At 67.2% G+C, this 24424-nt stretch carries 22 protein-coding genes and 1 pseudogene; 17 read left to right on the top strand and 6 right to left on the bottom strand.

Features of this window, described 5'->3' with window-relative positions; all coding sequences use genetic code 11:
• Nucleotides 1-34 precede the first annotated feature (34 nt).
• Nucleotides 35-742, bottom strand: a complete 708-nt coding sequence (locus AC0Z2B_RS25965) for a GntR family transcriptional regulator (protein ID WP_416424535.1) — start codon at nucleotides 740-742, stop codon at nucleotides 35-37.
• 234 nt (nucleotides 743-976) lie between these two features.
• Here AC0Z2B_RS25965 and AC0Z2B_RS25960 point away from each other — a divergent pair, with 234 nt between their 5' ends.
• From AC0Z2B_RS25960 to mhpA, 3 genes are all read left to right on the top strand, one after another.
• On the top strand, nucleotides 977-1810 hold the full coding sequence (locus AC0Z2B_RS25960) for a fumarylacetoacetate hydrolase family protein (protein WP_476300503.1): 834 nt from the start codon (nucleotides 977-979) through the stop codon (nucleotides 1808-1810).
• Nucleotides 1811-1891: 81 nt separating this feature from the next.
• Nucleotides 1892-2809 (top strand): VOC family protein, encoded by a 918-nt coding sequence (locus tag AC0Z2B_RS25955; protein WP_476300501.1) that lies wholly within the window; start codon nucleotides 1892-1894, stop codon nucleotides 2807-2809.
• On the top strand, nucleotides 2806-4392 hold the full coding sequence (gene mhpA / locus AC0Z2B_RS25950; RefSeq protein ID WP_476300499.1) for a bifunctional 3-(3-hydroxy-phenyl)propionate/3-hydroxycinnamic acid hydroxylase MhpA: 1587 nt from the start codon (nucleotides 2806-2808) through the stop codon (nucleotides 4390-4392). The genes AC0Z2B_RS25955 and mhpA overlap by 4 nt, the downstream gene beginning before the upstream one ends.
• Before the next feature lie 116 nt (nucleotides 4393-4508).
• Here the strand turns inward: mhpA and AC0Z2B_RS25945 are convergent, their stop codons facing one another.
• Both AC0Z2B_RS25945 and AC0Z2B_RS25940 read right to left on the bottom strand, forming a co-directional pair.
• Nucleotides 4509-5705 carry a hypothetical protein gene (locus tag AC0Z2B_RS25945; RefSeq protein ID WP_476300497.1) on the bottom strand — a complete coding sequence of 399 codons (1197 nt, stop codon included), beginning with the start codon at nucleotides 5703-5705 and terminating at the stop codon, nucleotides 4509-4511.
• Between the two features lie 6 nt (nucleotides 5706-5711).
• A complete protein-coding gene (locus AC0Z2B_RS25940; RefSeq protein WP_476300495.1) occupies nucleotides 5712-6182 on the bottom strand; it encodes a VOC family protein in 471 nt (156 codons plus the stop codon).
• A 214-nt stretch (nucleotides 6183-6396) separates the two neighbouring features.
• Here AC0Z2B_RS25940 and AC0Z2B_RS25935 point away from each other — a divergent pair, with 214 nt between their 5' ends.
• The 5 genes from AC0Z2B_RS25935 (at nucleotide 6397) to AC0Z2B_RS25915 (ending at nucleotide 12032) form a co-directional block, all read left to right on the top strand.
• Nucleotides 6397-7356 carry an ABC transporter substrate-binding protein gene (locus AC0Z2B_RS25935; protein WP_476300494.1) on the top strand — a complete coding sequence of 320 codons (960 nt, stop codon included), beginning with the start codon at nucleotides 6397-6399 and terminating at the stop codon, nucleotides 7354-7356.
• Nucleotides 7357-7375: 19 nt separating this feature from the next.
• Nucleotides 7376-8695 carry an LLM class flavin-dependent oxidoreductase gene (locus AC0Z2B_RS25930; protein WP_476300491.1) on the top strand — a complete coding sequence of 440 codons (1320 nt, stop codon included), beginning with the start codon at nucleotides 7376-7378 and terminating at the stop codon, nucleotides 8693-8695.
• Between the two features lie 173 nt (nucleotides 8696-8868).
• Nucleotides 8869-9624 (top strand): class II aldolase/adducin family protein, encoded by a 756-nt coding sequence (locus AC0Z2B_RS25925; RefSeq protein WP_476300489.1) that lies wholly within the window; start codon nucleotides 8869-8871, stop codon nucleotides 9622-9624.
• 158 nt (nucleotides 9625-9782) lie between these two features.
• A complete protein-coding gene (locus tag AC0Z2B_RS25920) occupies nucleotides 9783-10910 on the top strand; it encodes a glycoside hydrolase family 5 protein (RefSeq protein ID WP_476300514.1) in 1128 nt (375 codons plus the stop codon).
• 102 nt (nucleotides 10911-11012) lie between these two features.
• Nucleotides 11013-12032, top strand: coding sequence for a branched-chain amino acid aminotransferase (locus AC0Z2B_RS25915; RefSeq protein WP_476300486.1), 1020 nt, complete (start codon nucleotides 11013-11015; stop codon nucleotides 12030-12032).
• A gap of 88 nt (nucleotides 12033-12120) precedes the next feature.
• On the opposite strand, the gene AC0Z2B_RS25910 is transcribed toward AC0Z2B_RS25915, so the two are convergent.
• Entirely contained in the window at nucleotides 12121-13128 is a 1008-nt protein-coding gene (locus AC0Z2B_RS25910; protein WP_476300483.1) for an aldo/keto reductase, read from the bottom strand.
• 409 nt (nucleotides 13129-13537) lie between these two features.
• Between AC0Z2B_RS25910 and AC0Z2B_RS25905 the strand changes: the two genes are divergently transcribed.
• Complete coding sequence (locus AC0Z2B_RS25905; protein ID WP_476300480.1) at nucleotides 13538-13828, top strand: DUF3077 domain-containing protein; 291 nt, start codon at nucleotides 13538-13540, stop codon at nucleotides 13826-13828.
• Nucleotides 13829-14083: 255 nt separating this feature from the next.
• Here the strand turns inward: AC0Z2B_RS25905 and AC0Z2B_RS25900 are convergent, their stop codons facing one another.
• Nucleotides 14084-15388: an MFS transporter gene (locus tag AC0Z2B_RS25900; RefSeq protein ID WP_476300477.1), complete on the bottom strand. Its 1305-nt coding sequence runs from the start codon at nucleotides 15386-15388 to the stop codon at nucleotides 14084-14086.
• 150 nt (nucleotides 15389-15538) lie between these two features.
• Between AC0Z2B_RS25900 and AC0Z2B_RS25895 the strand changes: the two genes are divergently transcribed.
• From AC0Z2B_RS25895 to AC0Z2B_RS25875, 5 genes and pseudogenes are all read left to right on the top strand, one after another.
• On the top strand, nucleotides 15539-16645 hold the full coding sequence (locus AC0Z2B_RS25895) for a sugar diacid recognition domain-containing protein (RefSeq protein ID WP_476300475.1): 1107 nt from the start codon (nucleotides 15539-15541) through the stop codon (nucleotides 16643-16645).
• Nucleotides 16646-16739: 94 nt separating this feature from the next.
• The gene (locus tag AC0Z2B_RS25890) at nucleotides 16740-17876 is read left to right on the top strand and encodes a glycerate kinase (protein WP_476300472.1); all 1137 of its coding nucleotides are present in this window, start codon (nucleotides 16740-16742) and stop codon (nucleotides 17874-17876) included.
• 85 nt (nucleotides 17877-17961) lie between these two features.
• Nucleotides 17962-18801, top strand: a pseudogene (locus AC0Z2B_RS25885) (PQQ-binding-like beta-propeller repeat protein); the annotation flags it as partial.
• Between the two features lie 232 nt (nucleotides 18802-19033).
• Nucleotides 19034-19270 carry a DUF2790 domain-containing protein gene (locus AC0Z2B_RS25880; protein WP_476300469.1) on the top strand — a complete coding sequence of 79 codons (237 nt, stop codon included), beginning with the start codon at nucleotides 19034-19036 and terminating at the stop codon, nucleotides 19268-19270.
• Nucleotides 19271-19319: 49 nt separating this feature from the next.
• Entirely contained in the window at nucleotides 19320-20201 is an 882-nt protein-coding gene (locus AC0Z2B_RS25875; protein WP_476300466.1) for a LysR family transcriptional regulator, read from the top strand.
• Here the strand turns inward: AC0Z2B_RS25875 and AC0Z2B_RS25870 are convergent.
• Entirely contained in the window at nucleotides 20195-21025 is an 831-nt protein-coding gene (locus AC0Z2B_RS25870; RefSeq protein ID WP_476300464.1) for an oxidoreductase, read from the bottom strand. The two genes, AC0Z2B_RS25875 and AC0Z2B_RS25870, sit on opposite strands and share 7 nt — an antisense overlap.
• 255 nt (nucleotides 21026-21280) lie before the next feature.
• Between AC0Z2B_RS25870 and AC0Z2B_RS25865 the strand changes: the two genes are divergently transcribed.
• From AC0Z2B_RS25865 to imuA, 3 genes are all read left to right on the top strand, one after another.
• The gene (locus tag AC0Z2B_RS25865; protein ID WP_476300461.1) at nucleotides 21281-22471 is read left to right on the top strand and encodes a GGDEF domain-containing protein; all 1191 of its coding nucleotides are present in this window, start codon (nucleotides 21281-21283) and stop codon (nucleotides 22469-22471) included.
• 717 nt (nucleotides 22472-23188) lie between these two features.
• Nucleotides 23189-23803, top strand: a complete 615-nt coding sequence (lexA, locus tag AC0Z2B_RS25860) for a transcriptional repressor LexA (protein WP_476300458.1) — start codon at nucleotides 23189-23191, stop codon at nucleotides 23801-23803.
• Nucleotides 23803-24420, top strand: a complete 618-nt coding sequence (gene imuA, locus AC0Z2B_RS25855) for a translesion DNA synthesis-associated protein ImuA (protein ID WP_476300455.1) — start codon at nucleotides 23803-23805, stop codon at nucleotides 24418-24420. The genes lexA and imuA overlap by 1 nt, the downstream gene beginning before the upstream one ends.
• The last annotated feature ends 4 nt before the right edge of the window (nucleotides 24421-24424 follow it).

The following is a 24424-nucleotide window of genomic DNA, read 5'->3' as shown; positions in this document are numbered from 1 at the left end:
GGTTGCACGGCGCCTGCGGATCTGGCCTGACGGGCTAGCGGCGCGCCAGGCGCTCGTGGTCCAGCACGCTCTGGGTGGTGGCTTCGTAGTGGGCGCGCAGCAGCTCGCAGGCGCGGCCCACGTCTTTGCTCAGGCAGGCGTGCAGCAGCTGCCGGTGCTCGCCGGGGATGTCGCGTTTGGCCGCGTCGGGGTAGTGCACCGCCAGCAGGCGGTAGCGCGCGGTCTGGTCGCGCAGGGTGGTGGCGAAGCGTTGCAGCCACGCCGAGCGGCAGCCGGCAATCAGTGCGCTGTGGAAGGCGTTGTGCGCCTCTTCCCATTCCGGGCGCATGGCGCGCTCGGGGCCTTCCACCAGTTCCAGCCGGTCCAGGCGGTGGTGGGCGGCGATCAGCTGGGTTTCCCATTCCACGTCGCCCTGCAGAATCGACTCGGCCAGGGCCTTGGTCTCGATGTGCAGCCGCGCGTTGGTGATGTCGCGAATCTCTTCGGCAGAGATCTGCCCCACGCGAAAACCCTTCTGGTCTTCCACGGTGATGAAACCAATGGCCGCCAGCCGCGACAGCGCCTCGCGCAGCGGAATGACCCCGGCGTCGTAGGATTCGGCCAGTTCCTTGAGCCGCAGCTTGCTGCCCGGCGCCAGCCGGCCGTTGATGATGTCCTGGCGCACGCGCACTTCGAGCTGCGAGGCCATGGTGCGCTTGTCGCCGTTGTCAGCAGCCGGGGGCCAGGGGAGGGGAAGGTTCACGGTGCGCCAGTTCCTGTGTGGGTCGCCTGAGCCGACAGCATACCCCATCGCCCATAAAATATATATTCCTTCGCCTGAATGTATATCCATTGCTTGTTAAAACGTGCGATTGGTCGACTTTGGTCTTAAAAAATATAAATTATCGTTGACTGTATATTTTTTCAGGCCTACCTTGGCCCCATCGGCAGGCGCCCGAAGGTCGGGCCGCCGACCCACAACAAGAGGTGTTTTTCCATGCGCTACGTTCATTTCATGTATCAAGGCCAGGCCACCCTGGGTGTGCGCACCGAAGCCGGTGTGCGGGTGCTGGGCCATGAACCCCTGGAGGCCCTGCTCAAGCGCGGCGTGGACCTTGCCACCTACGGCGCCGAAGCGGCAGGCCCGCTGGTTGCGGTGGGCGAGCACGACTACCTGCCGCTGCTGCGCGAACCTGGCAAGATCGTCTGCGTGGGCCTGAACTATGCCGACCACACCAAGGAATCGCCCTACGCCCAGCCCGACTACCCAACCCTGTTCCCGCGCTTCAATTCCAGCCTGATCGGCCACAACCAGCCGCTGGTACGGCCGAAGGTGTCCGACACCCTGGACTACGAAGGCGAGATGGCCGTGGTGCTGAAAAGCGGCGGCCGCCACATCGCCAAGGCCGACGCGCTCAAGCACGTGGCCGGCTACGCGCTGTTCAACGAAGGCTCGGTGCGCGAGTACCAGTTCAAGTCGCCGCAGTGGACCGTGGGCAAGAATTTTGATGACACCGGCGCCTTCGGCCCCGACCTGGTCACCGCCGACGAACTGCCCGAAGGCGGCAAGGGCCTGCTGCTGCAGACCAAGGTCAACGGCAAGGTGGTGCAGTCGGTGAACACCAGCGATATGCTGTTCGACGTCGCCACCATCATCTCCACCCTTAGCCAGGCCGTGACCCTGGGCGCCGGCGACGTGATCGTCAGCGGCACCCCGGCCGGCGTCGGCTTCGGCATGAACCCCAAGGTGTACCTGAAGGCGGGTGACGTGGTGGAAGTGTCCATCGAAGGCATCGGCAGCCTGGTCAACCCGGTGGTCGACGAAGCCTGAACCCAGGCGCCAACCCCGCTGCAGCGGCGCGGCCCACACCCAGGGCTGCGCCACGAAAAACAACAATAAACGGAGGCGATCATGACCCGCGAAACCCGTGGCGTGCATTCGATCGATCACTACGCCCTGTATGTGCCGTCCTTACCCCAGGCACAGCATTTCTTCGAAAACTTCGGCCTGGACGTGCAGGCCAGCGACGGCCAGTTGCTGCTGCGCGCTGGCGATGGCCGCACCTGGGCACGCATCCTGCCGGGTGCGGCCAAGGCCCTGGCCTGGCTGAGCTTCAACTGCCATGAGCACGACTACCTGACCCTGCGCCGCCAGGTCGAGGCCGCCGGCGCCACCTTCGAGGACGGCGACGGCGTGGGCAGCTGGTTCCGCGACCCCCACGGCAACCTGCTGCAGATCAAGGTGGGTGACAAGACCATGCCCAACTGCAAGGCCACGGCCCTGCACACCAGCGCCTACGGCCGCGTGCGCGGCGTGGGCACCCGCGACCAGCTGCCGCGCATCACCCCGGCGCGGCTGTCCCACGTGCTGCTGTTTTCCCCCGATGTGCTGGCGTCCATCGACTTTTATGAGCAGGCCCTGGGCCTGCGGCTGTCGGACAAGTCCCAGGACATCATTGCCTTCATGCACGCCACCCACGGCTGCGACCACCACCTGGTGGCGTTCGCCAAGAGCAGCGCCAAGGGCTGGCACCACGCCGCCTGGGAAGTGGGCAGCATCGACCAGGTGGGCGTCGGCGCCGCGCAGATGGCCAGCGCCGGCTACCACGACGGCTGGGGCACCGGGCGCCACGCCCTGGGCTCGAATTACTTCCACTACGTGCGCGACCCCTGGGGCTCGTTCTGCGAGTACTCAGCCGACATGGACTTCATCGCCGAAGGCGTGACCTGGCCGAGCGGCGACTTCCACCCGGAAAACTCCCTGTACCTGTGGGGGCCGGATGTGCCCGAACACTTCATCTTCAACACCGAAGCAGGAGCTGGCCAATGACCCAGACTGTTGATGTGGCCATTGTCGGCTACGGCCCGGTGGGCCAGACCCTGGCGATCCTGCTGGGCAATATGGGCTACAGCGTGGCCGTGTATGACCGCTGGACCTCGCTGTACCCGTTGCCGCGCGCGGTGTTCCACGACCACGAGATCCGCCGGGTATTTCGCCTGATGGGGCTGGAGCAGGACCTGCAACCCATCTCCCAGCCGTCGGCCTGCTACCAGTGGTTCAACGCCGACTGGCAGACTCTGGTGGAAATCGACTGGTCGGCCGAGTCGATCAGCGACGGGCCGTTCGGCTACCTGTTCAACCAGCCGGCGCTGGAAGCGGTGCTCGACGCTCGTGCCAAGGCCCTGCCCAACGTGCAGGTGCACCAGGGCTGGGAGGCGGTGGGGCTACGCCAGTTCGACGGCGGCTGCGAGCTGTCGATGCAGCGCTCGGCGCGTGCCGAGCACCCCGAGGCGACCTGCCAGGTGCGGGCCCGCTACGTGATCGGTGCCGACGGCGCCAACAGCTTCGTGCGCCGCGAACAGGGCATTGCCTGGCATGACCTGGGCTTCGAGGAAGACTGGCTGGTGGTGGACCTGCAGCCTAACGCCGGGGTCACCCTCGACGTGCCGGACATCGGCCAGTGGTGCAACCCCGCGCGGCCCACCACCATGGTGCCGGGCGGCCCGGGCTACCGGCGCTGGGAGTTCATGCGCCTGCCCCACGAAAGCCTTGAAGACCTGCAGGATACCGCCAAGGTCTGGGAGCTGCTGGCACCCTGGGTGAACCCGGGTACCGCGACCCTGGTGCGCCATGCGGTGTACCAGTTCCGCTCGCGCATCGCCGAGAAATGGCGCAACGGCCGGGTGCTGCTGGCCGGCGACGCCGCGCACCTGATGCCGCCGTTCATGGGGCAGGGCATGTGCTCGGGCATTCGCGACGCGTGGAACCTGTCGTGGCGCCTGGACCTGGTGCTGCGCGGCGCCTGCGACGAACGCCTGCTGGACAGCTACACCCCCGAACGCAAGCCGCAGATCCGCGCGGTGATCGACGCTTCGGTGGCCATGGGTAAGGTGGTGTGCGTGTCCGACCCTGAAGAAGCTGCCGAGCGTGACCGCGCCTTCCTGGCCGGCGAAGTGCCGCCGCTGGCGCCGTTCCCGGGCCTCACCGGTGGCCTGATCCACAAGGCCGCCGACGGCAGCCCGCTGGGCCTGGCCGGCAGCCTGGGGGTGCATGGCAGCATCGAGGTGGACGGTGTGGTGGCGCGCTATGACGAGCTGTTCGGCCGCGGTTTCCACCTGGTGGTGATTGGCGACCGCGACCCGCTGGCGCTGGTCAGTCGTGAACAGCGCGACGCCCTGGCGGCCCTCGGCCTGCGAGTGATTCGCCTGGCGCCGCAGGGGCAGGGCGGTTACGTCGACCACAGCGGCAAGTACCACCGCTTCATGCAGGAACATGGAGTGACGGCGATGCTGGTGCGCCCGGACTTCTACCTGTTCGGCGCAGTGGCGCAGGTGGCCGAGGTACCGGCATTGTTGGCAGACCTGCTGGCGCAGCTGCACCTGCCCGTGCGCACCCCGGCCCCAGTCCTGTAACCCACGCACCGTAGCCGCTGCCGAAGGCTGCGCTGGCCCATGGGTTCGCTGAAGGTCTTCAGCGTGGTTACGGGCCAGCGCAGCCTACGGCAGCGGCTACGGAGCCGGGGGGCAGATTAATCGCGGTCGCGCATGAAGAAGCCGGCCACGTACTTGCGGAAGGTGTCCAGGCTCTTGAAGTCGGCCAGGCGCTTGAAGGTCTCGCTGCTGGGCTCCGGGCCCAGCGGCTGTTTCATCAGCGACACCGACAGCACCCGGTCCAGGTCCGAGGTCAGCACCAGCTCATCCATCACGTCGCCGCCAATCACCGGCCGGCGCATGATGACCTGCACACCCTTGCCGGCCATCCAGTCGATCAGCCCCACCAGCAGCTTCAACGGCTCGCGCTCTTCCTCGCGCAGCACCGGGAACAGCTGCGCCCGCGACAACACTGGCACCGTGGCCACGTGGATCATCTCGTAATACTGGCTGCCCGCCGTGGTGGGCGAGTACAACGCCAGGGCCAGCAACGGCCCGCTGGTGCGTTCGCCGCCCCACAGCCAATGGTGGCCCTGGAAATCGAAGCCATTGTCGCTACGACCGTTGAACACCTTGCGCGTACGCACCTCATTGACGCAGTCCAGCAGCAGCCCGTAGCGGCGCTGGCTACCGAACGCCGAGGAGTCCTTGAGGCGCGCCTTGAGCATCATCATGTGCTTCATGTCGATGCGCGTTTCCAGGTAGTTGCTGGCCGGCACCCGCTCCACCAGCGGGTAGCGCGCCGCCACCCCGCGCAGGTCGGCGAACTGCTGGGTCAAATCCTTCTTCAGGTGGGTGGCGTAGACGTTGAGGCCCGAGGCCTCGATCAGCGTCACCAGCAGCGACAGCAGGCGGTGCTGCTCCTTGCGGGTGCTGGCACCGTTGGCCGTGCCGGCGGTTTCGGCGCTGCCGGCGGGGCGGAACTCGCCGATCAGCCGCAGCGGCACGTCCGGTGCCAGCCAGGCCGCTGGCGGCTCGTCGCGCTCGGCGCTGCTGCCCGGCTCGCGGTCATCCTTGATGAACGGGCATTCGGGAAGATGCTCCGGGGTGCCCGGGTTGTTCTTCAGGAACAGCGTGCCGGTGCTGCTGTTGAGGGTCACGTTCATCACCGGCATCGCGTCCTGGCGGCAGTCGCAGGCCAGCCATTGGCCCTGGCCGCGCACCTTCATCAGCCACTGGTTGGCCTGCAACAGGCGGTGCCCGTCGAGGCTGCCTTGCACAAAACCTTCTACCAATACCTGCTCGGCGGGGGTGAGGGTGCGCACCAGTGCGCCGTTTTTTTCAATGATTCGCATAACGGGTCAGGCAGGTCCCTGGCCAAACATGGCCGCTGCACGTTGATGGATTTGCTCGGGCGTCAGGTCTTCCTTGTGGGTGGCCACGAACCAGACATTGCCGAACGGATCGCGCAGTGTACCTGAGCGGTCGCCATAGAACTGATCCTTCACCTCATACACCAGGGTAGCGCCTGCGGCCAGGGCCTGGGCGAACACCGCGTCGGCGTCTTCGACGTACAGGTGCAGGCCCACCGGCGCCTTGTGTTCGCCGGCAATCGGCCCCAGCGGGCCCTGGTCGCAGGTGTCGGCCAGCATCAGCGCGCAGTCGCCGATGCGCAGCTCGGCATGGCCCACGCGGCCGCCGGGGGCCTCCAGGCGGAACACCTCGGTAGCGCCGAAGGCCTTTTGATAGAACGCGATGGCCTTGGCCGCGCCGTCCAGGGCGAGGTAGGCGGTGATGCTGTGTTGTCCATCTGGGATTGCTTTGACGGCCATTTCCTTCCTCCTGTGCCGGCCCATGGCGCGGCAGTGAATGAGCAGGAACAACCTCTTCAGTGTAGAGCAGCCCCGGGGATGGCTAGCATTAGCTGCAAAATAATCATATTAGGTTATGTCTAAAATGAATTTCACAAATGACGTCCAGGTGGCTAGCTTATAAGCATTGGTTTCTACAGAGCCTTTCCATATAACCGCTGCCCAGGAGATTGCCTTGCGCACATTCGTCAAACTGGCCGCCGCCGCGCTGGCCGCGTCCATCAGCCTGGGCGCCTCGGCCCTGACCCTGACCGTGGGTGACCAGAGCTACAACACCCGCGCCGTGATGGACGCCGCCGGCGTGCTCGACGACCTGCCCTATACCCTGGAGTGGAAGCAGTTCACCGCCGGTTCGCCGGTGGCCGAGGCGTTGAACGCCGGCAGCCTGGACCTGGGCCTGCTGGGCGACGCGCCGCCGCTGTTCCTCGGCGCCCTGGGCGCGCCCATCAAGGTGATTGCAGTAACCCAGCAGAGCCTCGACGGCGTGGCCATCGTGGTCGGCAAAAATTCGCCCATCAAGACCATCGCCGACATTCGCGGCAAGCGCGTGGCCATCTGGAAGGGCTCGTGGAGCCAGCAACTGCTGTTCAGCGCCCTGGACAAGGCCGGCGTGCCGCGTGACGCCGTCGACATCCGCTACCTCAGCGCCCTCGACGCCTCCCACGCGCTGGACGGCGGCAGCGTCGACGTGATCGCCACCTGGGAGCCCTACGTCACCCAGCAGGAGCGTGCCGGTGGCCGCGTGATCGCCACCGCACAGGGGTTGATTCCGGCCCAGAGCTTCGTGGTCGCCAACGAGCATTCCCGCGAAGAGAAACGCGCCGCCATCAGCGACTTCCTGCAACGCCTGAAAAAGGCCCGGGAATGGAGCGTCAGCGACCCGGCCCACAACGAGGCCTACGCCGACGCCTGGGCCGAGCGCACCCGCGCCGACAAGGACATTGCCCGTGCCTGGTTCGGCCGCGCCAAGACCGACGTCGGCCCGGTGACCGCGCAGAACATCGCCGCTGCCCAGCAGACCATCGACTTCTTCAGCGGCCTGGGGCTGATCAAGTCCTACCCGGCCGCCAGCCTGTTCGACAGCTCCTTCAACGCTGCCGTGCAGCCACCCGCCACGGCCCAGGCCGCGCCATAACCCTGCAAGGATCGTTGCCATGAGCACCCGCACCCTGAAACTCGGCGCCCTGACCATGGGCGTCGGCGGCCCCGGCCGCCACAACCTGTGGCTGGACCCCGAGCTGCCGGTCGACGCCAGCGTCAACATCGACTGGTACATCGACATCGCCCGCCAGGCGGAAGCCGCGCTGTTCGACCTGATTTTCATCGTCGACAGCCAGTTCATCACCCCCGGCTCGCCGCCCCATTACCTCAACCGCCTGGAGCCGCTGACGCTGCTGTCGGCGCTGGCCGTGACCACCCGCCATATCGGCCTGGTGGGCACCCTGACCACCTCCTACAACGAGCCGTTCAACGTGGCCCGGCGCCTGGCCTCGCTGGACTTGATCAGCAAGGGCCGCGCCGGCTGGAACGTGGTCACCAGTGGCGACGCCGGCACGGCCGGCAACTATGGCCGCGACGAGCACTACGACTACGACACCCGCTACAGCCGCGCCAAGGAGCATGTGCAGGTGGTGCAGGGCCTGTGGCAAAGCTGGGAAGACGACGCCTTCGTGCGCGACCGCGGCACCGGCCGCTATTTCGACCCGGCCAAGCTGCACGCGCTGAACCACAAGGGCGAGCATTTTGCCGTGGTCGGGCCGCTCAACCTGCAGCGCTCGCCCCAGGGCCAGCCGGTGATTTTCCAGGCCGGCGACTCGGAGCAGGGCAGGGAGTTGGGCGCGGCCATTGCCGACGTGGTGTTCACCCACGCGCCCAGCCTGGAACAAGGCCAGGCGTTCTACCGCGAGATCAAGGAGCGCGCCGTGCGCCAGGGCCGCGACCCCGAGCAGGTGCTGGTACTGCCGGGCGCCGAGGTGTTCGTCGGCGATACCGATGAGCAGGCGCGGGCCCTGGAGCGCCACTACCACGAGAGCGACCACAGTTTCGAGCAGGCGCTGCTGGAGTTCGGCCGCTCGTTTGGCTGGCATGACTTCAACCAGTACGACCTCGACGCGCCGTTCCCGGCCCAGGCCCTGGAGTTTGCCCGCAGCAGCTTCTTCACCGTGGCCAAGCGCATCACCGACAACGCCGTGGCCGCCAAGCTCACCCTGCGCCAGGCCGTGCAGGCCTCGCGCCAACTGCGCCCCGGCGCTTTCGTGGGCAGCGCCGAGACCGTGGCGGCGACAATGGCCGAATGGTTCGAGGCACGGGCGGTGGATGGGTTCAACATCTACATCGGCCATCCCGGCCAGTTCCGCCGCTTTACCCAGGAGGTGGTGCCATTGCTGCAGGAACGCGGCGTGTACCGGCGCGAATACCCTGGCACCACCCTGCGCGAGAACCTGGGCCTGACCATCCCCCGCAACCCACGCTAGTTCCCCCGTAGCAGCGGCCGCCGGCCGCGTCCCGGCCGTCAGGCACACCGCCGGACGCAGCCTGCGGCAGCTGCTACGGGTATGTATAAGGCATCAACAGCGGTATCAATCCTCCTGGCACCCCCGGCAAACGGCGTTACTATGGGAAATGCCACCGCCCCAGGAGGACTCCCATGGCCCAGCCCCTCACCGTCAGCGACACCGAATGGCACGCCCGCTGCGAGCTTGCCGCGCTGTACCGCATGATCGCCCATTTCCGCATGACCGACCTGATCGACACGCACCTGACCCTGCGCGTGCCAGGCCCCGAGCATCATTTCCTGATCAACCGCTACGGCGTGCTGTTCGACCGCATGCGCGCCAGCGACCTGGTGCTCATCGACCAGCACGGTAAGGCCGTGGACCCGGCCTGTGCGCAGGTGCCGGTGAACGCCGCAGGCTTCGTCATCCACTCGGCCATCCATATGGCCCGCCCGGACCTGGCCTGCGTGATCCACACCCACACCGCCGCCGGCATCGCCGTGTCGGCCCAGGAGCAAGGCCTGCTGCCCATCAGCCAGCACGCGCTGAAGTTCTACGGCAAGCTGGCGTACCACACCTACGAAGGCATCGCCCTGTCCCTGGACGAGCGCGAGCGGCTGATCGCCGACCTGGGCCCGCACCGCGCCATGATTTTGCGCAACCACGGCCTGCTGGCCGGTGGCGGCAGCGTCGCCGAGGCGTTCCACGAAATTCACTTCCTGGAGCGCGCTTGCCAGGCGCAGGTGCAGGCCTTGGCGGGCGGCAGCAAACTGATCTACCCGTCGCCGGAGGTGTGCGCACACACGGCGAAACAGTTCGAAAGCGACGGCGTCGAGCAGATCATCGACATGGCATGGGCGGCGGCCTTGACCCTGATCGAGGACCAGCGCGCGTCCTACTGCTCCTGACAATTCAGGTCACACTTTGACGGCGGTCTGGAGGGGACGGTTCACGTAGGCTTGCTGTTCTTTGCACATAAGAACAAAGGTAAGCACTTGTGAGAATCTTCCCCTTGATCGCCGGGCTGCTGGCTGGCCTGGCGTTGCCGGCCAGCGCCGCCGACCTGATCGGCTTCTGGGACACCGCCCCCCGCCATGGCGGCAACAGCTTCAACCGCCTGCCGCCCACCCCCGAGTATTATCAGGCCCTGGGCGGCTATGGCGCCGGTTGGGTGCGGCTGTCGTGGGACAAATGGCAGACCGCCCAGCGCGACTTCCTGCTGGGCAGCGCCGACCATTACGACGGCCTGGTCGAAAATGACCTGCACACCCTCATCACCAGTCTCGACCGCGCCCACGCGGCGGGCCTCAAGGTGGTGATCACGCCGCTGTCCCTGCCGGGCATGCGCTGGTCGCAGAACAACGGCGACCGTTTCGACGACCGCCTGTGGCAGGACAAGGCCTGGTGGGCGCAAAGCGCCGCCTATTGGCGCGACCTGGCCGCCGCCCTCAAGGACCACCCGGCGGTGGCCGGCTACAACCTGATCAACGAGCCGGCCCCGGAAAAACGCGGCGGCCTGCTGGAGCACGCCGGCGCCGCCGCGATGCACGCCTGGTACGCCAAGGCCCAAGGCACTGCCCGCGACCTGCCGGCCTTCTATGAACAGTTGGTGGCCGCCGTGCGCGAGGTCGACCCGCACACGCCGATCATGCTCGACGCCGGCTGGTACGCCGCCGCCGACAGCTTCGAATACTGGCCCAAGGCCCTGAACGACAGCCGGCTGCTGTACAGCGTGCACATGTACGAGCCCTACGAGGCCACCAGCGCGCCGAACATCAAGCGCGCCACGCCCTATGCCTATCCCGGCCCAGCGCCCTTCGCTGGCCAGTCACTGACCTGGAACGCCCAGCGCGTGGCCAGCTACCTACAACGGCCGCTGGCCTGGGCCGAGCGGGCAGGGGTGCCGCGCCAGCGCCTGGTGGTGGGTGAGTTCGGCTGCATGCGCCAGCTGCCCGGTTGCCGCCAGTACCTGGAAGACGTGCTCACGGTGCTCGACCGCCAGCAGGTGCACTGGGCCTTCTACAGCTTCCGCGAGGACAGCTGGGACGGCATGGACTACGAGCTGGGCAGCGCCAAGGTGCCGTGGCGCTACTGGCAGGCCATCGACAAGGGCGAACCCGACCCGCTGCCGCGCCAGCCCACCGCGGAATTCGAGCCGATCCTGCGGCGGCTTGCCGCACCTTCGGCCTCCTAGGCAGCAAAGGCGCCAAGACACGCTTGCCGCAGGCCATCTGGCGCCGTATCTTTGTCGCCTGATCAACGAATTGAATCCTTGCGATCATCTGTAGAGGGCATCATGAGCGGCGCTGGCATAAACTGGGACACCCTGGGTTTCGACTACATCAAGACTGATCTGCGCTTCCTGGCCACCTGGCGCGACGGCGCCTGGCAGGAAGGCACCCTGACCGAAGACAACGTCCTGCACATTGCCGAAGGTTCGACCGCCATTCACTACGGCCAGCAGTGCTTCGAGGGCCTCAAGGCCTACCGCTGCAAGGACGGCTCGATCAACCTGTTCCGCCCGGACCAGAACGCCGCCCGCATGCAGCGCAGCTGCTCGCGCCTGCTGATGCCGCACGTGCCAACCGACATGTTCATCGAGGCCTGCAAGCAGGTCGTGCGTGCCAACGAGAAGTTCATCCCGCCATACGGTTCGGGCGGCGCCCTGTACCTGCGCCCGTTCGTCATCGGCGTGGGTGACAACATCGGCGTGCGCACCGCCCCCGAGTTCATCTTCTCGGTGTTCGCCGTGCCGGTGGGTGCCTACTTCAAGGGCGGCCTGAAGCCGCACAACTTCTCCATCTCCACCTACGACCGCGCCGCCCCACAAGGCACCGGCGCCGCCAAGGTGGGTGGCAACTACGCCGCCAGCCTGCTGCCGGGTGCCGATGCCAAGAAGCACAACTTCGCCGACTGCATCTACCTGGACCCGCTGACCCACTCGAAAATCGAGGAAGTCGGTTCGGCCAACTTCTTCGCCATCACCGAGCACAACGAATTCGTCACGCCCAAGTCGCCTTCGGTACTGCCAGGCATCACCCGCCTGTCGCTGATGGAACTGGCCGAAACCCGCCTGGGCCTGAAAGTGGTGGAAGGCGACGTGTTCGTCGACCAGCTGGACCAGTTCAAGGAAGCCGGCGCCTGCGGTACAGCTGCGGTCATCTCGCCGATCGGCGGCATCCAGTACAACGACAAGCTGCACGTGTTCCACAGCCTGGAAAGCGTGGGCCCGGTGACCGTCAAGCTCTACAACGAGCTGACCGGCATCCAGCACGGCGACGTTGAAGCCCCTGCGGGCTGGATCGACACGGCCTGATGAAAACCCGTAGCAGCGGCCACCCGGCCGCGTCCGGGGCCAACTTCGCGCTGGCGCCGGACGCGGCCTGGCGGCCGCTGCTACGGGGTTACGCGGTGACCCGGCCGGTGACGAAATGGCCGGGGTCGTTGTAGCCCGGCGTCGACGGATGCCCCGGCGTGACCAGGCTGTCGATGAACGCTTCATCTTCCGCCGTGATCTTCACCTCCAGCGCGCCGCTGTAGGTATCCCACTGCGCCTCGGTGCGCGGCCCGACGATGGCCGAGCTGACCAGCTGGTTGTTCAGCACCCAGGCAATCGCAAACTCGACAATCCCCACGCCCTTGGCGGCCGTGTATTCCTGAATGGTGCGGGCAATGTGCAGCGACTCGTCGCGCCATTCGGTCTCCAGGATGCGCTTGTCCTGGCGCGCGGCGCGGCTGCCGGCCTCGGGCGCCTTGCCCGGCGTGTATTTGCCGCTGAGCACGCCACGGGCCAGGGGGCTGAACGGCACCACGCCCAGGCCATGGTAGGCCGCGGCGGTGAGCTGCTCGGTTTCCACCTGGCGGTTGACGATGTTGTACAGCGGCTGGCTGGCCACCGGCTTGTCCACCCCCAGGCGCTGGGCGACGTTGACGATCTCGGCCAGGCGCCAGCCACGGAAGTTGGACACGCCCCAGTGGCGGATCTTGCCCTGGCGCAGCAGGTCGCCGATGGCGCTGACGGTCACCTCCAGCGGCGTGTTCAGGTCATCGCGGTGCAGGTAGTAGAGGTCGATGTAGTCGGTGCCCAGGCGGGTCAGGCTGGCTTCCACGCCGTTGAAGATATGCTTGCGGCTCAGGCCACTGCGGTTGGGCACTCCATCGGCCGGGCCAAAGCCGACCTTGGTGGCCAGCACCCAGTCGTGGCGGTTGCGGGCAATCGCCTCGCCGACGATCTCCTCGCTGCGGCCGTTGTTGTAGACGTCGGCGCTGTCGATGAAGTTGATGCCCTGGTCCCAGGCCTTGTCGATGATATGCAGGGCGTCCTCGGTGGCCGTCTGCTCGCCGAACATCATGGTGCCCAGCGTCAGGGCGGAGACTTTCAGGCCACTGTGGCCCAGTGCGCGGTAAATCATCGGTGGCATCCCTTTGCGATGGTGTGAGGGCAAAGGTACTGCAAGGGGGGGAGGGTACGCACCTGAAACCTGTGTGTATGCCCTGACGCGGCCTGGCGGCCGCTGCTACGACACATGCTGCTACAGCTTCTGTAGTCCCCGACGTAGGACATTTCTGATTTGCTCGGGTAAGGTCCTTAGCGTCTTGTGGTGCCTGATGGGCGCGCATACCCTGCTGCCATCGCTGAAGGACAGCGATCGGGTTTGGTAGCCCGTTCATCAGGCGTACAGCACCGCGCGACATGGCGGCTGTACGCAGGGCACATTCGTGTGCGCCGGAAGCCTGGTGACCGGTCTACCAACCTGCTTACAGCCGCCACCCATCGTTTGGTAGCGATGCGGCGGTCCATGTTTCATCCAGGACGCTGCCATGACATTCGACTCAGGAACACCCTCCGATTTTCGCGAAACTGCCACTACCGCCTTCGGCGACGTTGACTCACACGCCTTGCCTTTCTACACCGTGCGCGCGGGCATCCCCATGGATGACGTACTTGTGCAAATATCCCATCTGCTCAAGTGTGCGACTGCCTCTGCGGAGGAGCTAGGGGATTACGGCATCGAACGCAGCGGCTTGCTGTGGTCCGCGTTGCATTCGATAGCGTCGGCCAAGGCCTTGGCCGACGCCCTCATTCAAGGCGGCGCTCAACGTACTCGATAATGCACCCCGTAGCAGCTGCCGCCAGGCTGCGTCCTGGCGCATGCGTTGTGTCAGGCACGGCGGGGCGCCCATGACGCGGCCTGGCGGCCGCTGCTACAACACCCATTCACGACGGTCCCTGTAGCCGCTGCCGGTAGGCTGCGCTGGTCCCCAAGTACGCTAAAGACATTCAGCGGGACTGAGGCTTGGTGACAGCAGCGGCGCCCGTGAGATCGAGCGCTGCCCATCGTTGATGTTGTCAGGAACGGGTTCGCCTCAGCGCTTGCCCGCCACCTTCCACGCCACCCCACTACCCACCACGATCAACCCCGCCAGCGCATACAGCGCCGCGTCGGTCGAACCGGTCTGGTCCTTGATGAAGCCGACGATGTAGGGGCTCAAGAACCCGGCCATCTGGCCCACGGAGTTGATGATCGCCAGGCCACCGGCGGCCACGCCGGCGCTGAGGAAGGCGGTGGGCAGCGGCCAGAACATTGGCAGGCCGGTGAGGGCGCCCATGGTGGCCAGGCTCAGGCCGACGATGGCGATGGCCGGGGTGGCGGCGAAGTTCACGGCGATGACCAGGCCGATGGCGCCCATCAGCATCGGCACCACCAAGTGCCAACGGCGCTCGTTGCGCAGGTCGGCCGAGCGGCCCACCAGCAGCATGAAGATACCCGCCAGCAGGTACGGAATGGCGCTCAGCCAGCCAATCACCAGGGCGTCGCTGAAGCCCAGGTTCTTGATGATCGACGGCAGCCAGAAGTTGATCGCGTACACGCCGCTCTGGATGCAGAAGTAGATGAAGCCCAGCACCCAGATCAACGGCGTGGCGAACACCGCGCCCAGGGATTCGCGCTGCTGCGCCGGCTTGCTGCGGGCGTCCTCGGCGAGGTCGGCTTCCACCACGGCGCGCTGCTGGGGCGTGAGCCAGGTGGCCTTGGCGAAGCTGTCGCTGAGCAGGAAGTAGGCCATGGCGCCCAGCACCATGGTTGGGATGCCCTGGATCAGGAACATCCACTGCCAGGCGGCCAGGCCCTGCTGGCCGACGGCGAAGTGGTTGAGAATCCAGCCCGAGAACGGGCTGCCCAGCAGGCCCGACACCGGGATGGCCGACATGAACAGCGCCATGATCCGCCCGCGGCGCGCGTCCGGGAACCACTGCGAGAGGTACAGCACGATGCCGGGGAAGAACCCGGCCTCGGCGGCGCCGGTGAACAGGCGCAGCACGTAGAACTCCATTGGCGTGGTGACGAACAGCAGGCAGGTCGACAGGCCGCCCCAGGCCAGCATCATCAGCGCGATCCAGCGCCGTGGGCCGAAGCGGGTGAGGGCCAGGTTGCTCGGCAGGCCGCATAGCACGTAGCCGATGAAGAAGATGCCGGCGCCAAGGCCGTAGATGGTTTCGCTGAACTTCAGGGCATCGAGCATCTGCAACTTGGCGAAGCCGACGTTGACCCGGTCCAGGTAGTTGAACAGGTAGCAGATGAAGATGAAGGGGATCAGCCGCAGGGTGATGCGCCGGTACACAGCGTCCCTGACGCCTGGGGTGCCTTGGTCAAGGGCGATGGTTGTAGACATGGGGTTTCTCTCTGTTTTTATGTTATTTGCGGCTATCGTGAGCCACCCTTGAGTGTCGGCGAGGCGCGTGGCAGTGTCTTTGTGCGTTTGCACAGCGCCGCGCCGCCCGGGCTGTGCGACTCTACAGATGTGAACAGGACTTTTTTCCCTATGTTCGAACTTGATCATGACCTGGCGCAAGACATTGTCGACCGCGCGATGGCCATTCTGCCGTGCAACGTCAACGTCATGGACAGCCAGGGGCTGATTTTGGGCAGTGGCGAGCCCGAGCGCATCAACACCCGCCACGAGGGCGCGCAGCTGGTGTTGGCCAACGGCCGCGTGGTGGAGTTGGACGCCCAGGCGGCGCAGTGCCTCAAGGGCGTGCAGCCAGGGGTGAACCTGCCGCTGCTGCTGGACGGCCGGCTGATCGGCGTGCTGGGCCTGACCGGCGACCCGGCGCAGCTGCGCACCTTCGGCGAGCTGGTGCGCATGACCGCTGAAATGCTCCTGGGCCAGCGCCGCCTGCAGGTGGAACAGCACTGGCGCCGCCAGCGCTGCGACGACCTGCTGGCCTTGCTGCTGGGCGGCACGGGCGAGTCGCCGCGGCTGCTGGACGAGGCCCGGCAGATGGGCCTCAAGCCGCAGCTGCCGCGCACCCCCTGCCTGTTCGAACTCAAGGCGGCGCAAAGCACCGAGGCGCTGGCGGCCTGGCTGCAGAGCCGTTACCCGGACAGCTGGTGCGTGAGCCCCGCGGCCGGCTCGTTGCTGTGGTGCCGCCCGGCCAGCGTCAGCCTGGATGAGGTGCGGCTGCTGGACAAGCTCGAGGCCCAGGGCTGGCCGGTGCAGCGCCTGGCGCTGGGCGAACCGGCCGACGACCTGGCCGGCCTGCGCCGTGGCTACCGCTGGGTGCGCGACCTGCTGGCCTACGGCCGTGACATCGTGCCCCAGCGCCGCAGCCTGCCGCTGGCGCGCTACCGCCTGCCGGCGATGCTGTGGCGCCACCGCAGCGATGACAGCCTGGACGAATGGCTGGGGCCGCTGCACAAGGTCATCGCCAAGGACGCCAGCGGCCAGTTGCTGGCGACCCTGCGCGCCTGGTGCGAGCACGATGGCCAGAGCCAGGCCTGCGCCGACGCCCTGGGCATCCACCGCAACAGCCTGCGCTACCGCATGGAGCGCATCGCCGAGCTGAGCGGCATCGACCCCAACCGCCTGGAAGGCATGCTCACCCTGTACCTGGGGGTGCAGCTGTTGCCCGGCGATTTGTCCATTTGAACAACAACGGTCGCCTGCGCTTGTGCAGCAGCCCGGCGCAGGCGCCTCGGGCAACTGGCAGCATGGGCCCTACAAGAAAACCGGAGTAGCCCTCATGAAAATCGTCATCGCCCCCGACTCGTTCAAGGACAGCCTCAGCGCTGCTGGCGTCGCCGCCGCCATCGCCGAAGGCCTGGCCCAGGCCTTGCCCAACGCCGAACTGGTGCAGTGCCCCATGGCCGATGGCGGCGAGGGCACCATGGAGGCGATTTTGGCGGCGTGCGCCGGCGAGTTGCGCAGCCTCACCGTGGAAGGCCCGCTGGGCAGCCCGGTGCAGGCCCGCTGGGGCTGGCTGGCCGACAGCGCCACGGCCATCATCGAGATGGCCGAGGCCAGCGGCCTGCAGTTGGTGCCGGTGGACCAGCGCGACGCCTGCACCAGCAGCACCTACGGCACCGGCCAGCTGATTGGCGCGGCGCTGGACGCCGGCGCTCGGCGGGTGATCCTGGCCATCGGCGGCAGCGCCACCAACGACGCCGGCACCGGCATGCTGCGCGCCTTGGGCCTGCAGCTGTTCGGTGAGGATGAGCAACCGCTGGCCAAGGGCGGCCTGGCCCTGGCGCAGTTGGCGCGGCTGTCGTTGCACGGCCTGGACCCGCGCCTGGCCCAGGTGCGCTTCGAGGTGGCGGCCGACGTCGACAACCCCCTGTGCGGCCCCCATGGCGCCTCGCACATCTTCGGCCCGCAGAAGGGCGCCAGCCCCGCGCAGGTGCTGCAACTGGACGCCGCCCTGGGCCACTTCGCCGAGCACAGCGCGGCGGTGCTCGGCCAGGACCTGCGCGAATCCCCGGGCGCGGGTGCAGCCGGCGGCATGGGCTTCGCCGCCAAGGCGTACCTGGGCGCCACCTTCCGCCCGGGCGTGGAAGTGGTGGCTGAATTGACCGGCCTTGAGCAGGCGGTGATTGGCGCCGACCTGGTGATCACCGGGGAAGGGCGCTTCGACGCCCAGACCCTGCGCGGCAAGACCCCCTTCGGCGTCGCCCGCGTGGCGGCGGCGCACCAGGTGCCGGTGCTGGTGATCGCCGGCACCCTGGGCGAGGGCTACGAGCAGATGTACACCCACGGCGTCACCGCCGCCTTCGCTGTCACCAGTGGCCCCATGACCCTGGACCACGCCTGCCGCCACGCCGCGCCACTGCTGCGCGACCGCGCGCGGGATATCGCGCGGGTGTGGGCGTTGGGGCGCGGCTGACCCGTAGCAGCGGCCACAGGCCGCGTCACCGGCGCCGCACCGCACCTGTAGCAGCGGCCGCCAGGCCGCGTCCCAGAAACCCCGCAGGCCCATCGTGCCCATCGACGAGCTGCCGGTACCGGGCGGCACCGTGCCGGATGACCACGCCGCGCCGACCCAGCCCAAGTCGCAGCTCAACTTCATGCCGCCGGTGATGACCGAGCGTGACATGTGGGGCGTGACGCCGTTCGACCAGATGCTGTGCCGCATCGACTTCAAGAAGCTGCGCTACGACGGCCCGTTCACGCCGCCATCGCTGCAGGGCTCGCTGGTATACCCGGGCAACTTCGGCGTGTTCGACTGGGGCGGCGTGTCGGTAGACCCCGAGCGCCAGATCATGTTCGTCAACCCCAACTACATGGCCTTCGTCGACAAGCTGGTACCGGCCGCGGACGTGGCCGCCATGCCCGCGCGCAAGAGCGAGACCGAGGGCATCCAGGCCAACAAGGGCGCGCCCTATGGCGTGATCATGAACGCCTTCCTGTCGCCCCTGGGCCTGCCGTGCCAGGCACCCGCCTGGGGCTACGTGGCGGCGGTGGACATGACCACCCACCAGGTGATCTGGAAACACAAGAACGGCACCGTGCGTGACAATTCGCCAGTGCCGCTGCCGTTGACCATGGGCGTGCCCGCGCTGGGCGGCACCTTCATGACCAAGGGCGGCGTGGCGTTCCTGAGCGCCACCCTGGACCAGTACCTGCGCGCCTATGACGTGCGCAACGGCCGGCAACTGTGGGAAGCGCGCCTGCCCGCCGGCGCCCAGACCACGCCCATGACCTACACCGGCAAGGATGGCCGCCAGTACGTGCTGGTGGTCGCCGGCGGCCATGGCTCGCTGGGCACCAAACAGGGTGACTACGTGATGGCGTACGCGCTGCCGAAGTAACCCACCCGCCCCGACAATTGCCACCTGTGGGAGTGGGCTCTGCCCGCGAAAAGGGCACCGCGCAGCGTCAGGTATTACGCGGTGGTCTTTTCGCGGGCAGAGCCCGCTCCCACATGGAGGGTTTGCCAACGGTCGTCAGGGTTTGTGTATGGGTCATGACTTTTTCGGTCATATTCGCAGCCCGGCCCGCTGCTTACTCTGTCTCCAAGGAAAAACCACTTGGAGAACAATCATGAACAAGCTGCTGACCCTCGCCGCCCTGACCCTGGGCTTCGCCGCCAGCGCTGCCCACGCCGACCCCGCGCAAACCTACCGCTACGGCCAACAGTTGGACATCGCCAAGGTCATCGATGCCGGTGACATTCCCGACGTGTGCGCCGTGGTGCCGGTGACCATGACTTACGAAGACAGCCAGGGCCAACGCCACTCGCTGGTGTACCGCGTGATGGGCAAAGGCTGCTCCAACTAAGCCAGCGCTTCCGTTATTCTTGGCGCATTCCCCTTGCGCCGAGCCCTGCATGAATTTACGCCACCTGCTGTATTTCAAGACCATCGTCGAGCGTAAATCCATTGCCGCCGCCTCCGAGGCGCTGCACATCGCCCAGCCGCCGCTCAGCCAACACCTCAAGGCCCTGGAGGCCGACTACGGCCTGCAACTGTTCGAGCGCCAGGGGCGTGGGTTGCTGGTGACCGAAGCCGGGCAGCACCTGTACCGGCGCGCCTGCGAGCTGCTGAACCTGGCAGATGAGATCGATGGCGAAATGCGTGGCCTGGCCCAGGGCGTCAGCGGCAAGGTCAGCATCGGCACGGTGACCTCGGGCGCTGCCTTCCTGGCACGGGTGGTGGGCCAGTTGCGGGTGCAACTGCCGGGCGTGCTGTTCTCGATTTACCACGCCGAGCCTGCGGTGCTCGAAGACATGCTGCAGACCCGCCAGCTGGACTTCGCCCTCAGCCAATGGCCGGTGACCAACCCGCTGCTGCACACCGAAGCCTTGCAGGCCCTGACCCTGGCCGCCGTGGAAGCCACGCCGGGCCTGTTGCCGGACGCTGACGCCTGCACCCTTGCAGACCTGGCCAAGGTGCCGCTGATCGTGGTGCGCCGGCGTCAGGGCCACGGTTTCTACGAGCGCGTGCAACAAGCGTTCAGCGAGGCAAAACTGCGGCCCGAAGTGGCCTTTGAATGCTCCGACATTTCCGCCGCCCTGGCCCTGGCCAAGGCCGGGGCAGGGGTGGCGCTGCTGCCGGTGTGGCCGGGTGACCAGGCGCTGGAAGGGCTGCGCCAGCGGCGGGTCAGTGGTCTTGCCAGCGACGAGCGCCTGGTGCTGGCCTGGCTGGCCGAGCGCGACCGCCTGCCGGTGGTGGCGCAGGCGGTCAAGGCCTTCCAGCAGTTGCCTCAGTAGCCGGTGCTGGCTGACAGGCTTTCCCACTCATCGATCTCCGCCTGCAACGCCTTGAGCTTGGCGCGCACCAGTTGCAGCGCGTCCGCACCCAGTAGCAGGTGGCGCGGCGGCTTGTCGGCGTTCACCAGGGCCAGCAGCGCCTGCGCGGCCTTGTCCGGGTCGCCCGGCTGGTGGCCGCTGCGCGCTTCGCGGGTCTGGCGGATGGGGTCGAACAGGGCGTCATAGTCGGCAATGCTGCGGTGCGTGCGCACCATGGAACGGCCCGCCCAGTCGGTACGGAACGAGCCCGGCGCCACGGCCGTCACCTTCACCCCCAGCGGCTCCACTTCCTGGGCCAGGGATTCGGAGATGCCCTCCAGGGCGAACTTGCTGCCGTGGTAATAGGAGATGCCCGGCAGGGTCATCATGCCGCCCATGGACGTGACGTTGATGATGTGCCCGCTGCGCCGCTCGCGCATGCCCGGCAGCACCGCCTTGATCATCGCCACCGCGCCGTAGACGTTGACGTCGAACTGGCGTTGCAGCTCGCTCAGCGGCGATTCCTCCAGCGTGCCCTCGTGGCCGTAGCCGGCGTTGTTGACCAGCACGTCGATGGCGCCGTGGCGGGCCAGCAGGCCGTCGACGGTGGGCTCGATGGCGGCGAAGTCGCTCACGTCCAGCACTACGCCGTGGGCGTTGTGCGCATGCAGGCGCTCGAAATCGGCCACCGCGTCGGCGCGGCGCAAGGTGCCGATCACGGTGTGCCCGGCGGCCAGTGCGGCCTGGGCGAAGGCACGGCCGAAGCCGGAACTGACGCCGGTGATCAGAAAGGTTTTATGGCTCATGGCAAGGCTCCTTCAGGGGGTTGTCACAGCCTAGCCCCGCGGGCGCGGCCTGCGTAGCGCCAAAACTCCTGCGCTTTTGCCTGATCCTGCGGTGTAGCCGCTGCCGCAGGCTGCGCTGGCCCTGCGCCGCACTGAAGATTTTCATGGTTCACACCGGCCAGCGCAGCCTGGCGGCAGCGGCTACAGTTAGCTAAGTGCTTGCAAGCGTGATGGCTTCTTGCTATCTGTCGGTGAGGGATCCCCATCGAGGTACGTGTGAACCGGTTTGAAAGCTTGACCCAACTGGTCGACAACAATGACAACGTCTACACCCGGCAACGGCTGCGCGGGTTTCCCTGGTTGCGCTTCGAGCCGGCGCTGGAGCAGGAATACCGCGAGCTCAACTACCAGGGCTTCCAGCGTACCCGCAACGGCTCGGCGCTGTTGCTGATGGTGGCGTTGCTGGGCTTCCTGGCCCTGGACGTGTGGTACGGCTACACCGCGCATTTCCCGCCCGCGTCGTTCTTCGCCATTGGCGCGCGGCTGGCCACGGTGCTGTTCACCTGCCTGGGCTACCGCAAGGTGCGCCAGCAGTCCCAGGTGGCGGCGGGGCAGCGCTGGGTGGTGGCGGTGCTGGGCGTGACCTGTGTCAGCTCCATCACCATGATGCTGCTGTATGCCCGCTACCACAGCGAGTTCCAGCTGCCGTTGCTGCTGGACGCGGTGATTCTGCTGTTCATCACCGTGCTGTTCCCGGTGGGGCTCAGCGTGCACGTGGCCATGGCCATGGCGCTGCTGATTGCCCTGGCCAGCTGGAGCCTGACGCCCTGGGTGGCGGGTGACTTGCTGGACCAGCAGTTCGCCGCGTTCATGCCGTTCCAGGTGTCGTCGCTGGTGGCGCTGTTGGCGTTGCGCTACTACCACGAGCGCTCGTTCCGCACGCTGTTCCTGCTGCGCGGCTCGCTGCACGCCATGGCCAGCACCGACGCCCTGACCGGCCTCTACAACCGCCGCGCCTTCGAGATGCTCGGCCGCCGCGCCCTGGCCCAGGCCACCCGGGAGGCGCAGCTGTGCGCGCTGATGCTGGTGGATGTCGACCACTTCAAGCGCTACAACGACCTGCACGGCCACCCGGCCGGCGACCGCGCGCTGCAGGCCATCGCCAGCCGCCTGGGGCGTTTCCCGCGCCGGCCGCTGGACCTGGCCGCGCGCCTGGGCGGCGAGGAATTCGTGCTGCTGTTCGCCGGCGTCGACCGCGACTTCGCCGCGCGCATCGGCGACGAAGTCCGCGCCGCCGTCCAGGCCCTGGGCATTGCCATCGACAGCGACGGCACGCCGCTGACCGTCAGCGTCGGCGTGGCCCTGGGCATCCCCGGCTGCGACCCGGACGAGCTGTACCAGCGCGCGGACCAGGCGATGTACAAGGCCAAGCGGGAAGGGCGGAATCGGGTGTGCGTGGGGGTTTAGGAAGGAGGGCTACGGTGTTGTGCCATACCACCAAGGCTGGCAACCCCAATCCATCAGGTAAACGCACAAAGGCTGGCAACGCCTCTCAATCAGGCAAACGCACAAAGGCCGGCAACGCCTATCCATCAGGCAAACGCACAAAGGCCGGCAACGCCTATCCATCAGGCCATGGCACGGTGCAACAAATGTAGCACCGGCCGTTAGGCCGGGTCGCGCCGTGCGGACGGCGCTCGATCTCAAGGGCGCCACACCTCTCCTGACATGCACCTGCGCGCCGTGACGCAATCTTCAGACGAACCCACCGAACCCATCGAACCCACCGAATCCAACCCGAAACCCGAAACCCGAAACCCGAAACCCGAAACCCGAAACCCGAAACCCGAAACCCGCAACCCGCAACCCGCGTAGCCGCTGCCGCCAGGCTGCGCTGGCCCGAACGTGCGCTGAAGATCTTCGGCGTGGCTTGCAGGTGCATGCCTCGAGTCTTGCAGCGTTTCCGAAATCGAGCGCCGCCCGCGCGGCGCGACCCGGCCTAACGGCCGGTGCTACATTTGTTGCACCGTGCCATGGCCTGATGGATAGGCGTCGCCAGCCTTTGTGCGTTTGCCTGATGGATAGGCGTTGCCAGCCTTTGTGCGTTCGCCTGAAGGATAGGCGTCGCATCCCCCCCACCATTCGCCGGCCCACGCTTGCAGCCACCTCGCGCATAGAGTACAAATGTACTCCATGACTACTCTATCTCCCAAACGCAGCGCCATCCTCACCTTTATCCGCGATCGCATTGCCGATCACGGCCAGCCGCCGAGCCTGGCGGAAATCAGCGAGGCCTTCGGGTTTGCCTCGCGCAGCGTGGCGCGCAAGCATATCGTGGCCCTGACCGAGGCCGGTTTCATTGAAGTCACGCCCAACCAGGCGCGCGGCATTCGCCTGGCGCGCAGCCAGCGGCGGCCCGAGCTGCTGGAAATACCGGTGCTGGGCCGGGTGGCGGCGGGGCGGCCCATCGACCCCGACGTGGGTGTGCACGACCACATGGTGTTCGACGCGCGCATGTTCGCCCGCACGCCCGACTTCCTGCTGCAGGTGGCCGGTGACTCGATGATCGGCGACGGCATCCTCGACGGCGACCTGGTGGGCGTCAAGCGCCAGCACGACGCGCGCAACGGCCAGATCGTGGTGGCGCGCCTGGACGGCGAGGTCACCATCAAGCGCCTGGAACTCAAGAGCAACGGCGTGCGGCTGATGCCGCGCAACCCCGACTATGAACCCATCGTGGTGGACGCCGAGCAGGAACTGGTGATCGAAGGCATCTTCTGCGGCCTGGTACGCCGCTGATGGGCGCGGTGGTCAGCCTCGAAGGCCTGCTCGACGAGCGACGGGTGTGGAAGGGCCGTGCCCAGGCCCAACCCGTGGCCGCCCAGCCTACCGGCCATGGCTGGCTCGACCGCGCCTTGCCCACTGGCGGCTGGCCGCCGTCGGCGCTCAGCGAAATCCTCATTCCCTGCGCCGGCAGTGGCGAGCTGCGCCTGCTGTGGCCCACCCTGGCACGCCTGACCCAGGCCGGCGAGCGCGTGGTACTGGTAACGCCGCCGTTCATTCCGTACCCGGCGGCCTGGGAGGCGGCAGGCGTCGATTTGCGCCAGCTGGCGCTGGTCGACGCCCAAGGCACCGAAGCCCTGTGGGCCGCCGAACAGTGCCTGCGCTCGGGCAGCTGCGCGGCGGTGCTGTGCTGGCCGCAGAGCGCCGACGACCGTGCCCTGCGGCGCCTGCAGGTGGCCGCCGAAACCGGCCAGACCCTGGCGTTCGCCTGCCGCCCGCAGCAGGCCGCGCACAACCCGTCGCCAGCAGCCCTGCGCCTGGCCATCGACCTGCGCCCGGCCCAGGTGCGCGTGCTCAAGTGCCGCGGCGGGCTGGCCCCGGCCGCGCCGCTGGCCTTCAGCGAGAGCGCCTGAGGTT

This window comes from Pseudomonas sp. GYB4201, from assembly GCF_056312595.1.
The sequence above is the reverse complement of the archived record's forward strand: the minus strand, read 5'-3'. Positions and strand labels throughout refer to the sequence as shown.

Excerpts from the sequence above, each read along its gene's own strand:
- AC0Z2B_RS25945 (WP_476300497.1), bottom strand. The coding sequence starts at position 5,705 with ATGCGAATCATTGAAAAAAACGGCGCACTGGTGCGCACCCTCACCCCC.
- AC0Z2B_RS25925 (WP_476300489.1), top strand. The coding sequence starts at position 8,869 with ATGGCCCAGCCCCTCACCGTCAGCGACACCGAATGGCACGCCCGCTGC.
- AC0Z2B_RS25895 (WP_476300475.1), top strand. The coding sequence starts at position 15,539 with ATGTTCGAACTTGATCATGACCTGGCGCAAGACATTGTCGACCGCGCG.
- AC0Z2B_RS25875 (WP_476300466.1), top strand. The coding sequence starts at position 19,320 with ATGAATTTACGCCACCTGCTGTATTTCAAGACCATCGTCGAGCGTAAA.
- AC0Z2B_RS25900 (WP_476300477.1), bottom strand. The coding sequence starts at position 15,388 with ATGTCTACAACCATCGCCCTTGACCAAGGCACCCCAGGCGTCAGGGAC.
- AC0Z2B_RS25940 (WP_476300495.1), bottom strand. The coding sequence starts at position 6,182 with ATGGCCGTCAAAGCAATCCCAGATGGACAACACAGCATCACCGCCTAC.
- AC0Z2B_RS25960 (WP_476300503.1), top strand. The coding sequence starts at position 977 with ATGCGCTACGTTCATTTCATGTATCAAGGCCAGGCCACCCTGGGTGTG.
- AC0Z2B_RS25905 (WP_476300480.1), top strand. The coding sequence starts at position 13,538 with ATGACATTCGACTCAGGAACACCCTCCGATTTTCGCGAAACTGCCACT.
- AC0Z2B_RS25910 (WP_476300483.1), bottom strand. The coding sequence starts at position 13,128 with ATGATTTACCGCGCACTGGGCCACAGTGGCCTGAAAGTCTCCGCCCTG.
- AC0Z2B_RS25880 (WP_476300469.1), top strand. The coding sequence starts at position 19,034 with ATGAACAAGCTGCTGACCCTCGCCGCCCTGACCCTGGGCTTCGCCGCC.
- lexA (WP_476300458.1), top strand. The coding sequence starts at position 23,189 with ATGTACTCCATGACTACTCTATCTCCCAAACGCAGCGCCATCCTCACC.
- AC0Z2B_RS25890 (WP_476300472.1), top strand. The coding sequence starts at position 16,740 with ATGAAAATCGTCATCGCCCCCGACTCGTTCAAGGACAGCCTCAGCGCT.
- imuA (WP_476300455.1), top strand. The coding sequence starts at position 23,803 with ATGGGCGCGGTGGTCAGCCTCGAAGGCCTGCTCGACGAGCGACGGGTG.
- AC0Z2B_RS25870 (WP_476300464.1), bottom strand. The coding sequence starts at position 21,025 with ATGAGCCATAAAACCTTTCTGATCACCGGCGTCAGTTCCGGCTTCGGC.
- AC0Z2B_RS25955 (WP_476300501.1), top strand. The coding sequence starts at position 1,892 with ATGACCCGCGAAACCCGTGGCGTGCATTCGATCGATCACTACGCCCTG.
- mhpA (WP_476300499.1), top strand. The coding sequence starts at position 2,806 with ATGACCCAGACTGTTGATGTGGCCATTGTCGGCTACGGCCCGGTGGGC.
- AC0Z2B_RS25915 (WP_476300486.1), top strand. The coding sequence starts at position 11,013 with ATGAGCGGCGCTGGCATAAACTGGGACACCCTGGGTTTCGACTACATC.
- AC0Z2B_RS25930 (WP_476300491.1), top strand. The coding sequence starts at position 7,376 with ATGAGCACCCGCACCCTGAAACTCGGCGCCCTGACCATGGGCGTCGGC.